This is a genomic window from Mammaliicoccus sp. FSL K6-3158 (assembly GCF_038005105.1).
GTDB classification, from domain to species: domain Bacteria; phylum Bacillota; class Bacilli; order Staphylococcales; family Staphylococcaceae; genus Mammaliicoccus; species Mammaliicoccus sciuri.
In genome coordinates, this window is sequence record NZ_JBBOSL010000001.1 from 2,057,578 (window position 1) to 2,070,177 (window position 12,600).

12 protein-coding genes are annotated in these 12,600 nt (G+C 32.0%); 4 read left to right on the top strand and 8 right to left on the bottom strand.

Annotated elements, in window-relative coordinates; genetic code table 11:
- Positions 1–21: 21 nt before the first annotated feature.
- Positions 22–1,587 carry an alanine/glycine:cation symporter family protein gene (locus MHH94_RS10360; RefSeq protein ID WP_078355969.1) on the bottom strand — a complete coding sequence of 522 codons (1,566 nt, stop codon included), beginning with the start codon at positions 1,585–1,587 and terminating at the stop codon, positions 22–24.
- A gap of 367 nt (positions 1,588–1,954) precedes the next feature.
- Here MHH94_RS10360 and MHH94_RS10365 point away from each other — a divergent pair, with 367 nt between their 5' ends.
- Positions 1,955–3,067, top strand: coding sequence for an AI-2E family transporter (locus tag MHH94_RS10365; protein ID WP_048542020.1), 1,113 nt, complete (start codon positions 1,955–1,957; stop codon positions 3,065–3,067).
- A gap of 196 nt (positions 3,068–3,263) precedes the next feature.
- On the opposite strand, the gene fabI is transcribed toward MHH94_RS10365, so the two are convergent.
- From fabI to MHH94_RS10400, 7 genes are all read right to left on the bottom strand, one after another.
- Complete coding sequence (gene fabI, locus MHH94_RS10370) at positions 3,264–4,037, bottom strand: enoyl-ACP reductase FabI (RefSeq protein WP_106417841.1); 774 nt, start codon at positions 4,035–4,037, stop codon at positions 3,264–3,266.
- A 152-nt stretch (positions 4,038–4,189) separates the two neighbouring features.
- Entirely contained in the window at positions 4,190–6,031 is a 1,842-nt protein-coding gene (locus MHH94_RS10375) for a cation:proton antiporter family protein (RefSeq protein ID WP_058592506.1), read from the bottom strand.
- Between the two features lie 10 nt (positions 6,032–6,041).
- Positions 6,042–7,424 carry a magnesium transporter gene (gene mgtE / locus MHH94_RS10380; RefSeq protein ID WP_025905662.1) on the bottom strand — a complete coding sequence of 461 codons (1,383 nt, stop codon included), beginning with the start codon at positions 7,422–7,424 and terminating at the stop codon, positions 6,042–6,044.
- A gap of 31 nt (positions 7,425–7,455) precedes the next feature.
- Positions 7,456–8,316: an RluA family pseudouridine synthase gene (locus tag MHH94_RS10385; protein ID WP_207593083.1), complete on the bottom strand. Its 861-nt coding sequence runs from the start codon at positions 8,314–8,316 to the stop codon at positions 7,456–7,458.
- Between the two features lie 2 nt (positions 8,317–8,318).
- On the bottom strand, positions 8,319–9,122 hold the full coding sequence (locus MHH94_RS10390; protein ID WP_048542013.1) for an NAD kinase: 804 nt from the start codon (positions 9,120–9,122) through the stop codon (positions 8,319–8,321).
- An 11-nt stretch (positions 9,123–9,133) separates the two neighbouring features.
- Positions 9,134–9,769: a GTP pyrophosphokinase gene (locus MHH94_RS10395; RefSeq protein ID WP_048542741.1), complete on the bottom strand. Its 636-nt coding sequence runs from the start codon at positions 9,767–9,769 to the stop codon at positions 9,134–9,136.
- A gap of 5 nt (positions 9,770–9,774) precedes the next feature.
- Complete coding sequence (locus MHH94_RS10400) at positions 9,775–10,131, bottom strand: UPF0738 family protein (protein ID WP_025905666.1); 357 nt, start codon at positions 10,129–10,131, stop codon at positions 9,775–9,777.
- Between the two features lie 135 nt (positions 10,132–10,266).
- Between MHH94_RS10400 and MHH94_RS10405 the strand changes: the two genes are divergently transcribed.
- The 3 genes from MHH94_RS10405 (at position 10,267) to MHH94_RS10415 (ending at position 12,115) form a co-directional block, all read left to right on the top strand.
- The gene (locus tag MHH94_RS10405; RefSeq protein WP_048542012.1) at positions 10,267–10,845 is read left to right on the top strand and encodes a CYTH domain-containing protein; all 579 of its coding nucleotides are present in this window, start codon (positions 10,267–10,269) and stop codon (positions 10,843–10,845) included.
- A 95-nt stretch (positions 10,846–10,940) separates the two neighbouring features.
- Positions 10,941–11,300, top strand: coding sequence for a globin domain-containing protein (locus tag MHH94_RS10410; RefSeq protein WP_207593082.1), 360 nt, complete (start codon positions 10,941–10,943; stop codon positions 11,298–11,300).
- A gap of 20 nt (positions 11,301–11,320) precedes the next feature.
- Positions 11,321–12,115: a DsbA family protein gene (locus tag MHH94_RS10415; RefSeq protein WP_058592510.1), complete on the top strand. Its 795-nt coding sequence runs from the start codon at positions 11,321–11,323 to the stop codon at positions 12,113–12,115.
- Positions 12,116–12,600 lie beyond the last annotated feature (485 nt).

Genomic DNA, 12,600 nt, shown 5'->3' on the forward strand with positions numbered 1-12,600 from the left:
AAAGCGTTTGATATTGTTTAATTATTTATCATCCAAGTTATATTCTTTTAAACGTTTAGGATAATCTTCATGCCAGAATTTTGCTGTTGGCACTTCATCTGGTTCTGGTCTATATATCGCATAATAACCTGACCCTTTTTGTTTTTTCTGAATTTCAAAGTCACGTAATGCTCTTAAGGCTGGTTTATGGAGTATCCAAATTGCAATGATATTTAACCATGCCATCATACCTACACCTAAGTCACCCATTGCCCACGCTACATCAGCTGTTTTAACACATCCGTATATTGTAGCACCTATGAGAACTAACCGTACTAATATAATCCATATCTTCTGTTTATCGGACGGTATGATATAACTTACGTTAGTCTCTGCGATATAGTAATATGCCAGTATCGTTGTAAATGCGAAGAAGAACAATGCTAACGCAATAAAGTAAGAACCGAAACCTGAGTATGCTGGATCAAACGTGTAGTTGTCTCCAGAGAATGCTTTATCAATCCCTGCTTGAGCATACATCGCTGTACCTGATACGTCCTTACTACCATCTGGACCTTGAACATAAATACCATTGTCTTGAATTAAATGTGGCGAACCATCTTTATTTGTTCCACCGTCTGTCGTATTAAATGTACCTGACATTAAAATCATTAATGCTGTTGCTGTACATACTAATAAAGTATCTACATAAACTGAGAATGCTTGTACAAGTCCTTGTTTAGCTGGATGTGATACTTCTGCAGCTGCAGCAGCATGTGGTCCAGTACCTTGACCTGCTTCGTTTGAATAAAGTCCTCGTTTAACACCAATTTCAATCATCGCACCGAATATCCCACCAAAAGCAGCTTCTACACCAAATGCAGATTTGAAAATTAATGCGATTAAACCTGGAACTGCTTCAATATTTAATATAATAATAACAACTGCTAAACCTATGTAAACAATAGCCATAAAAGGTACAACGGCTGTCGCAACATTTGCAATTGCTTTGATACCACCGAAAATGATAAGTGCTAATAATACAGCTAATACTATAGCAATAACCCAAGGATTTAATCCAAATGCATTTTTCATTGAAGAGGCAATGGCATTTGATTGAACACCCGGAAGCAATAGACCTACAGATAGTACTGTAACAAGTGCAAATATAATTGCATATATTTTACCAGCTTTACCTTTTATACCTGATTCTATGTAGTATGCTGGTCCACCACGATATTGACCATTTATTTCTCTTTTATAAATTTGACCAAGTGTTGATTCGATAAATGCCGAACTCGCACCTAGAAATGCTGTAGCCCACATCCAGAATACTGCACCAGGACCACCGATAAAGATTGCTGTTGAAACACCAACAATATTACCTGTACCAACACGACCTGCTAATGATACTGCAATTGCTTGGAAAGAAGAAATACCAGTTGGTGACTTTTCCCCTTGAAACATTAAACGAATCATTTCTTTAAAGTGCCTGACTTGGAAGAACCTCATCATAAATGAAAATAAAACACCAGTCAGTAAAAGACCATACACTAACGCTTTACTCCATACAATCTCATTCGCAAAGCTAACAATAGATTCCATAATTAATCTCCCCTTTGTTGTAAGCCTTAAGATAACTTCATGTTCAGAAAATTTTGAAATTACCTTGTTATGATTATACCATGTATAAATACACAATCAATATTTTTTTGAAATGCTCTTAACACAAATTGTAAGCGCTTACTATATTGTTAAAAAAGCTTTTTAGAAATAGTAAGTATAAATGCACACAAATTCATATATTCACAAATACGTTATAATTATTCTAATCCGTACAACTTAAAATAATATATAAAAATATAAACTTTTAAACATTACACGAATTCTAGAAACTATTTTATTTATCATTGTTAATTCTGTAATTTCGCTTATAATATAAAAGTATGAGAAAGTTTGATAAGGAGGACTTCTATTGTTAAATAAAGCATGGTTTCGTACAGGAATAGCTATTCTCCTTACGTTTCTAATTATAAAAATCTTTATGGAAATAAATGAAATATTTTATCCAATCATCATTATCGTAAAATCCATATTACTACCATTATTATTAGGTGGATTCTTATTCTATATTTGTTTACCTTTTCAAAAAATGTTAGAGAAAAGAAAAGTACCCAGATGGGGAAGTATTTCGATCATCATCGTTGCATTAATACTGATTGTTGTATTATTTATCTCAATCATTGCACCAGTTCTAACAAATCAAATTAATAATTTAATCAAGAATATTCCCTATATACAACGTGAAATTCAGCATGTTGTAGATTATGCTTTACAACAAAGAGATCGATTACCAGAAAATATATCACAAAAAATTAATGATTCAATCGAAAGTATAAGCGGTATCGTAACAGATATGTTAACAAACCTATTTAGTTATATATCATCATTTGTTTCAACAATGTTCTTATTAATCTTAGTGCCTTTCTTCTTAATATATATGTTAAAAGATCACGAAAGATTTATTCCATTTATAGCTAGACCTTTCAAAGGTCGTACAAAATGGTTTGTCGTTAATTTAAGTAAAGACATTAATCAAACATTGCAATCATATATACAAGGTCAAGTTACAGTTAGTGTTATATTAGGTGTACTATTGTACTTAGGTTATACATTTGTAGGTTTGGATTATGCATTACTTTTAGCTTTATTGGCACTCATCACAAACATGATTCCATTCCTAGGACCATGGTTAGCATTTATACCAGCAGCAACAATCGCACTCATACAAGATCCTATGATGCTCGTTTGGGTAAGTATTATCACATTAATTTGTCAGCAACTTGAAGGGAACGTGATTACACCAAACATTATGGGTAAATCATTAAACATTCACCCACTTACAATCATTACTGTTATATTAGCTGCAGGTAATTTAGGCGGTTTCGTAGCTATCTTAATAGCCGTACCAACATACGCAGTACTTAAGACAATCGTTCGAAATGTATACACACATAGACAATCTATTAGTTCAAGTGCGAACCGTACAGTTGAAGACGATCCAATACATGATAACAACTTAAAATAAACAAAAAACTGAAACCAATGCGGTTTCAGTTTTTTGTTTGGTGTGGAAGATATGTAGTGTATGTAATTATGGCCGCTCTAAGTTACAATTCCGCCAAGTTTTGTTAATATAGACGTCCTTAGTTAAAATTCCCCACCTTTTTGTCACTACATATACAAAAAACCAACAAAATCATAGATTTTGTTGGTTCTCTAAATTATCTTACAACATGGTAACCTGAGTCTACATGAATATTCTCACCTGTTACACCGCTTGAGTAGTCACTTAATAGATAAGCTGCTGTTTTACCTACTTCTATAATATCTACATTACGTTTTAATGGTGAACGTTCTTCAATTTCTTTAAGGATCGCATTGAATCCACCTACACCTTTTGCACTTAATGTACGGATTGGACCTGCAGAGATAGCATTTACTCGAATGTTATCTTCTCCTAAGTCACGTGCTAAATATTTAACGTTTGCTTCTAAACTTGCTTTAGCTACACCCATTACATTGTAGTTAGGTACTGCATATTCTCCGCCTAAATAAGTTGTTGCAACGATGCTGCCACCTTCTGGCATTAATTTTTTAGCTTCTCTTGCAACGATTGTTAATGAATAAGAACTAATATCTTGTGCTAATAAGAAACCTTCACGAGATGTATCAGTAAATCTTCCTCTTAAGTCTTCCATATTAGCAAAAGCGATTGAATGGTAAACACCATCTATATAACCAAATTTTTCTCCAATTTGTTCAAAAGCATTTACAACGTGATCGTCTTTTTGAACATCACATTCAAAAATATGTTGTCCTTTTTGATTTTTTAATTCTTCAAATAATTTAACAAGTTGATCTTTACTACGTTCTTTTCTGTATGTGAATACTAAGTTAGCACCTAGTTCGTCTAACACTTTAGCTACACCAAAGCCAATACTTCTTTTGTTCGCAATACCCATGATTACATATGTTTTACCTTCTAAATTAAACATTCACTATACTCCTTTAATATGTATATTATACTAAACATTCACTCGTTATAATAACACTGGTCAGACCACCTGACAAGCATTATACTTTTATTTTATATTGAATAAAAAGTAAAAATGAGGTCTATACTACAACCTCATTTTTACAAAGTTTATTAAATAAATTCCATATCTTGTTTTAATTGTGAAACATATTCTTTTGATCCTGTCACAATTAACTTATCTCCATATTGTAATTCAGTATCACCATGAGGTACGATTGAATCTTTGCCTCTAATAATACGTACAAAGATTACGTCCCCAGCAAATGGGAATGATCTTAACAATACATTATGATAACTATGGTTCTTCATCTCTATCTCATATAGAGAAGTTTCCACGTTACTTAATAAGTTCAGCATATTTGGAGATTCAATTAATCCTTTAAGTAAGATTTTATTACTTAAGAAACTACTAAAGAATTCAATATTTTTACCTTCAAATGCTTCATCTTCACTACCATTTTCTTGTTTACAAATAATTCTTTTAACGCCATGATTATGCGCCATTAAAGCAACTTGTTTGTTGATTTGATCATCATTTGCTGAACATACAATGATATCTGAATCAAATAAGCCTAATTCTAATAGTTCCTCTTCAATATAATCATCTAACTCAAATGTTTTAATACTTTCATCTAGCTTTCTATTATCTGAAAGATCTTTTCTAAAGAACATTGAAGTTTGATAAATGTGAGAATGTATACTTTGAGCAACTGGGATCGATAATTGGTTTTTACCAATAAAGCTCACTTTAACAATTTTCTTAGTTTCTTCAGGCATTGGGAACATCTTCTTAAATACAATCGGTACAAAGACACATGTGATAACCGCACTTAGAATAAGTATGCCAGATATTTCTGAACTGATTGTTCCAAGTTGTTCAGCGATTTTTGCTGCTGCGATTACAAGTGACAATGTTGAAGTTAATAGGAATGCCGAAGAAATTGTCGTTTTACGGTCATACCATTTACCTATAAATGCTACTGGAATCAGCTTAGAAATTAAAAAGGCAATAAACAGTAAAGGTATGATAATTAATAAACCTGGCTCTTGCACAAGTGACGGAATGTTTAAATTCACACCTACCATAATGAAGAATATTGGAATAAAGAAACCATATCCAAATGAGTCTAATTTCTCTACCATATCTTGGTCAGGCCCTAATAACGATACGATAACTCCTGCTAGGAAGGCACCTAATATATTTTCAGCGCCTACTCCTTCAGCTAAACCAACGAGTAGAATAATGAGTGCAAACACTGCACGAATACCTATTTGAGTTGTACCTGAAGTTAATTTTTTTAAGAATGGTGATTTTTTAAATAAACCACCCATAATATAAAAGATAAAACTAAAGACGATTAGAATACCTATAAGCCATAACGGTGAATCACCTTTAGCATTTATTGTACCGTAAACTGTTAATAGTAACATTGTTGCTAAATCTGCTACAACTGCAACTAACAAGATAAACTGTCCGATGCTTGTATGCATAATATTCATTTCTTTTATTGTTGGTACAACTACGCCCAAACTAATTGTCGAGATGATGATAACCATCAATAATACGTCGTCTATTAAACCAGTCCATTTGAATATAAAGGCTAATAAAATAGATAAAACCATAATTAAAGAAAATACGACGCCCGTTAAATATAAATTACTTGGAATATTATTTCCTTCTTGTTCATCAGAAGTTTGTTTCGTCTTAAACGCGTTAAAATCAATTTCTAAACCACTTAAGAACATTAAAAATATAAAACCTAACGTCGATAAGATAGATAACCATGCATCTTCTTTTACTAATCCAAATAAAGAGTCACCTATGATTATCCCCATTATGATTTCAGCAACGACAACAGGTAAGAAAGAAATTTTCAACCTATTTACAAGTATAGGTGTTAAAAATGCAGCAATAACAACAATAACTAGAGATGTAAAACTAGAATGCTCCATATTATTCTCCTTATATTAGATAAGACATAAATGCTGTTGCTAAACCAAAGTAAATTAACATACTGACAATGTCGTTTATTGTCGTAATGAATGGTCCACTTGCAACTGCAGGGTCAATATTCATTTTATTCATAAACATCGGTATAATTGCACCCATTAAAGTACCTACAGTCATCGCTATTGTTAAACTAACTGAAACGATAAGCGCCAATACAGGTTCACGATATAATAAGACAATTATAATGAATAAACTTATTGCACAGAAGAAACCAGTCAGTAGTCCTGAACCAGATTCACGAAGTGCGAGCTTAAATTTGCTTTGTTCATTTATTTCACCTGTTGATATATTACGTACAGATACGGCAAGAGATTGTGTACCTGAGTTACCACTCATACCACTAATGATAGGTATAAATGCTGCAAGAAGTGCAACTTGTGAAAGTGTATCTTCAAATTGTCCTAGTATGGATGCTGTGATCATGCCTAAAACCGTTAATATTAATAACCAAGGTAAACGTTTCATAGCTGTTTGGAAGACTGAATCATTTGTAGAGTCGATGTCAGATACACCCGCTAATTTAGAGTAGTCTTCACTTGCTTCTTCATCCATAACGTCCAAGATATCATCAATTGTAATGATACCTAATAAATGATCTTGATAATCGATTACAGGTAACGCAATCAAGTCATAATCTCGCATTGTTTGTGCGACGTCTTCTTGGTCATCAGCTACATTAGAACTGATAACACGTTCACTCATAATTTCTTCAATATATGCATCATTTTCAGCGACAATTAAGTCTCTTAATGAGATAACGCCTGCTAATTTTTTATTTTCGTCTACAACGAAAATAACATATATTGTTTCCGCTTCAGGTGCTTGTTCTTTAACATAGAACATCGCTTCTTTAACAGACATTGTTGAATATACTGAAATAAACTCAGTGGTCATAATACCACCGGCAGTATCTTCTTCATAATGAAGTAATGCTTTAATTTCTCTAGCATCTTCACGATTCATGAGTGTGAGTAAAGTGGCTATTTTACTTTTAGATAATACATTCAAAATATCAACTGCGTTATCGTATGACATGTCACTTAACATTTGACTTGCATAATTAGCATTCATATTTTGAAAAATTTCTTCGTATTCTTCATCATCTAACTCAGTCGTTTCAAAGAAGTCAGCTACTTCTAACGGTGAAAGGAATTGATATATTTTTTGTTTGAGCTCATTATCACATATTTCAAAGTATTCACCTTGGTCATATGTATGCATATTTAAAAATTCTTCTCTAAATTGGTCTATTTCATCATTTGCTAATAGTTCGTCTAACTTTTCTTTATCAAAAGCTTCGTCTTCGATGTAATTTTCATTATTTTCATTAACCAACTTTGCCACCTCCTCATAAAAATACAATTTATTATATCATACCTACACCGCTTAGGTTATAGTGCATTTCATCAACAATATGCAATTGTTTCAAAGTGATTGGATGTATAAATTCTATATGATTGCACTGCAGTAATTGATGATCATATTGACCATCTTCATATCCATATAAACTATCACCTATAATTGGATAACCAATATGTGCAAGATGTACTCTTATTTGATGTGTTCTACCTGTAAAAAGTTGTAATTTAAGCATGCTATTTTCAGAATGACCATCTAAATATTCATATTCTGTATGTGCAAACTTACCTTCTTCAGAAACTTCTCTTTCTATAATAGAATGTTTAGCACGTGCAATTGGTGCTTTAATAACACCTTTCTTCGGTGCAACAACACCATGTACAAGTGCAACATAGTATTTACTTATTGTCGTATTTGAAACCATGTGATGTAATAATTGATGCTTCGCAAATATAACTATACCACTTGTACCGCGATCTAAACGTGTCACTATATGTGGAATTGTTCGTTCACCATTCATTAGCATATAGCTTAACACCGCTTCAACTAAACTATTATGAGGATGTTCTCTAGAAGGCGCTGTATTCATCATGGCAGGTTTAGAAACGATGATAAACCATTCATCTTCAAACAAAATATTTAAATCAAACGTAAATGGTTCTAAATTATGACTAGGAGATTCATTTGGTAAGTGAATCTCAATTTCGTCACCTTCATGAATTTCTTTTCTAACGGTAGCGTGTTCTTTATTCACTAATAAAGCGCCATTCTGCTTAATGGCGCTTAAACTCTTTTTAGAAATGCCTTTATCATATAAGAATGTCTTCAAAATCATTGAAGAAGCTGCTCGATATTGTAATACTTTCATGTTTAATCCTCATTTGAAATAAATGAATCATGTACTCTTTTCCAGAAAGGAAATGGTCTAAATCTCGCAAAGCGGACTTTTTCATTTGCTACTCTATATTGAATAGATTCAATATTTTTATGTTTAACATTTACATGATCAATCGTAACTTGTAATGTATCGTGATTTACTGGATGTATATGACAAACGTGATGTTTAGGTAATACAAGCGGAGAACCAACCGTTCTAAAGACACGGTTATTAATAGAAGCTATTTCAGCTATTTGCATAGCTTCTAGTGATGGATGTATAAGTGCCCCACCTAAAGCTTTATTATAAGCCGTTGAACCAGATGGTGTTGAAACACATAAACCATCACCTCTAAATCTTTCAAACTGCTCGCCTCTTAATACTAAATCTACAACTAGTGTTGCGCCATTATCAGTTTTAATAGTTGCTTCATTTAAAGCTAAATATCTCGTTTCATATCCGCCTTTTTTGTAGCGAATTATAACTTCTAATAATGGATATTCTATAACTTGATAAGTTGAATTGTTAATTTCAATAATGAGTTTTTCAACTTCATGTGGCAACCAATCAGCATAGAAACCTAAATGTCCAGTATGTACACCTACGAAACTGACATCTCCTAACATATGACTATATTGGTGAAATGCTTGTAATAAAGTACCATCTCCACCAACAGAAATTACGATATCGGGTGATTCTTTGTCTTCAACCATATTAAAGTCATTCATATGATTTTTCATTTTATACATTAAAGCATTCGATTTTGAATCACCTTTTGATAATATATTATATTTCAAAGCATTCACCCCTAATCGTGTTTGTGTTTATTACTTTTCTGTCTGGAATAATATTTCTGTGCTTCTTGAATTTCTTCACGTATTTCAGACATTTCTTCATCTAATAAAAATGCTGCCTCAGCTGCTCTCTCAAGTCTATTTCTTATTTCAGGAGGATAATCACCATCATACTTATATCTTAAGGTATGTTCAATCGTCGCCCAGAAATTCATCGCTAATGTTCTAATTTGAATTTCTGCCAAAATATTCGTTTGACCATGTAACGTTTCAATTGGATAACTGATAATTACATGATACGAACGATATCCACTTTCTTTTGTATATTCGATATAATTTCGTTCTTCTACAACTTCAAAATCTTGTCGTTGTCTTAATAGTTCTACAACGATATCTATATCATCAACAAACTGACACATCATTCTTAAACCCGCAATATCATACATTTCCTCTCTTAATCGATCAAAAGGAATATCACGTTGATTTGCTTTATCTATAATACTTGAGATGGGTTTAACACGACCTGTAACAAACTCAATTGGCGAAGGTTTATCTGAAGATTCATATTGTTTACGTAACCCCTTCAATTTAATCTTTAATTCGTCAATTGCTTGTTTATATGGTGCCAAAAATTCTTCCCATTGATTCATAACCATCACTCCGCTTTGTTTAATTCAAATGCTTCCTCTACCGAAGCTACAAACGCTTTACCATAGTTGTGATTATCTGCGATGTTATCTAATAAAAATTCCATTTCTTCTTTAAATGAAGTTAATACTAAATGATCGTTGACGATGACCTCTTTGTCGAAGTGTTCATGAATCATTGACCATGTTTCCTCTACAAATAATAAATAATGGTATTGTTCACCGCTATCAAGCATATATACAAATGCATGATTATCGCTATCTACAATCATATGCTCTGCTGGTTCTAATCCCTCAGTTGGTTGGTCTGTATAACATTTGATTTGATTGTCATTTATTTTAATTTCATTTACATAAATACGCATTGTTGTTCCTCCTTATTCCAATCTATTTTAACACATTTTAATTTAAACATTCATATCATCAAGTCAATTTTGTATAATTACTTGTTTACCCGTAAATCTTCTATAATAATAGTGTAAAAGGAAGTGTATATCAAAATGGGACAAGAACTCGAAATTGAATTCAAGAATATGCTCACGCTTGAAGATTATGAATTAATCAAACAATATTATTTTAAACAAAGTGAGCCTTTTAAACAAACAAATTACTATATAGATACAAATAATCATGATATTATGTCACAAAAAATGGCACTACGAATACGTGAAAAGAATCATAATTATGAAATGACTTTAAAAGTCCCACAAGAAGTTGGTCTTCTAGAATATAACGAAATAGTTGAGGATATTCCTAAACAAGGTGAACGTTTAAACAAACAATATCTTCCAGAAAACATTACTGAAATATTAAATAAGTTTAATATTCCACTAAATGACCTGAGACAACTTGGTGATTTAACGACTTATAGGTTAGAAAAAGATATTGGCACAGGACTTTTAGTATTGGATCATAGTATTTATTTAGGTATTGAAGATTATGAATTAGAATTCGAAGTTAAGGACTATGATAAAGGCGAAATAGCTTTTAATAAAATTTTGAATGACTTGAATATAGAAAGAAATATTCCAAATAATAAAGTGGTACGCTTTTTCAATGCAGATCGCAAAAGAACATGAATTTACTTTCGTTACAAGTCGAAATACTTTTAAAAATTTAAGAACATGTTATATTAATATTATCGATAATGAAATAAGCAAGAAAAGGTGAAATTATGACCCCATATGAAGTAATCGACCCCCAAGATTTGTACGACATGATTGATCACTTTTATTATCTCGTAGAACGCGATAATCGTATTAATCATCTTTTCCCTGGTGACTTTGCAGAAACGAGTCGTAAACAGAAACAGTTTTTAACGCAGTTTTTGGGTGGTTCAGCATTATATACAGAAGAACACGGTCATCCGATGTTACGACAACGTCATTTACCTTTCAGAATTACGAATAAAGAAAGAGATGCCTGGCTAGAGAATATGCTTGAAGCCCTTACCCAATCTCGATTAAATAAAGATATACAAGAATATTTATATGAAAGACTCAAGCTAACTGCAAACCACATGGTTAACGCTTAATATAGTTGAAGGTGGATAATATGGCCGAAGAATTAAGACTAATCCATGCTAATGAACAAAATAATATAGATTTAACACCTGTAAGCAAAATCGAAATTTATTCATTTTTTGATCCATTTTGCGAAGATTGTTTTAATCTATCAGCTACATTAGCAAAGTTAAAAATTGAATATCAAAAATATGTTAAAATTCGTCAGATTTTGAATCCCTCTCTAAAAGTTTTGACTAAATGTCAGGCTCAAAGCACATGTGAATTTGATAATGTAGCTTTAGCATTTAAAGCAGCAGAATTACAAGGACATAATAGAGCGAGCAGATTTCTAAACTTAATTCAGAATGAAATTATACCTCATGAAAAAATCATTACAACTGAGCTGATTAGAAAGTGTGCGTACAAATCTGGAATTGATTTATCTGTATTTATTAAAGACTTGAAAGAGCAGTCATTGACTGATAGTTTACAAACAGATTTGCATATTTCGCGTGAGATGGATATCAATATGACACCATCACTTGTGTTCTTTAATGAAGATGTACATTCTGAAGGACTTAAAGTAGAAGGTTTATACCCATATCATATTTATACGTATATCATTCAAGAACTTATTGGAACAGAAGTTGAGAAGCAACTTCCTCCAAAATTACTCGACTATATACAATCGCAATCAATTATTTCTGAACAAGAAATTGCGACAATATATGAATGGCCAGAGAAAATTGTCAAACGCGAATTAAAAAAATTACAACTCCAAAATTATATAGAACAACAAGATTCTGTACACGGAGATTTTTGGAAATTTAAGAAAAGTAAATAATGATAAGTATTAGGATCTGTATCCTTACTTAAATTAAATAGCATCTCATTTCACTGGTTCATCCAGTTAAAAATGAGATGTTATTTTTATGTTTTAGAATAAAGTCGTAAAATAAAAAAACAGCAGTCATCCATCATTAAAGATGAATAACTGCTGTTTTTTTGGACTTTTATGCCCTACTCAATTTTTAGCATAAAAATTAAGATTCATACTTTATGGTTAAATATACGTCCTTATAACTTATACTCACCACTTAATAGATAACTTTTGGGATGTTAACTATGAATGAACAAATAAATAAAAAACACCGTGTCTGATTACACGGTGCTTAAACAAAGGGGATGGGAGAAATTTTTCACTTCAAACAAAGGGGTATGTTTGTTATGTGATTAATTTCATGTATGTAATATAACATGCTCTGTACACTAAATTCAACAAAAAACATCGGTTTTTTTAATTTGTCACACAGTTGTCATATTGGAAAC

Excerpts from the sequence above, each read along its gene's own strand:
- MHH94_RS10410 (WP_207593082.1), top strand. The coding sequence starts at position 10,941 with ATGACCCCATATGAAGTAATCGACCCCCAAGATTTGTACGACATGATT.
- MHH94_RS10415 (WP_058592510.1), top strand. The coding sequence starts at position 11,321 with ATGGCCGAAGAATTAAGACTAATCCATGCTAATGAACAAAATAATATA.
- MHH94_RS10395 (WP_048542741.1), bottom strand. The coding sequence starts at position 9,769 with ATGAATCAATGGGAAGAATTTTTGGCACCATATAAACAAGCAATTGAC.
- MHH94_RS10375 (WP_058592506.1), bottom strand. The coding sequence starts at position 6,031 with ATGGAGCATTCTAGTTTTACATCTCTAGTTATTGTTGTTATTGCTGCA.
- MHH94_RS10385 (WP_207593083.1), bottom strand. The coding sequence starts at position 8,316 with ATGAAAGTATTACAATATCGAGCAGCTTCTTCAATGATTTTGAAGACA.
- MHH94_RS10405 (WP_048542012.1), top strand. The coding sequence starts at position 10,267 with ATGGGACAAGAACTCGAAATTGAATTCAAGAATATGCTCACGCTTGAA.
- fabI (WP_106417841.1), bottom strand. The coding sequence starts at position 4,037 with ATGTTTAATTTAGAAGGTAAAACATATGTAATCATGGGTATTGCGAAC.
- MHH94_RS10400 (WP_025905666.1), bottom strand. The coding sequence starts at position 10,131 with ATGCGTATTTATGTAAATGAAATTAAAATAAATGACAATCAAATCAAA.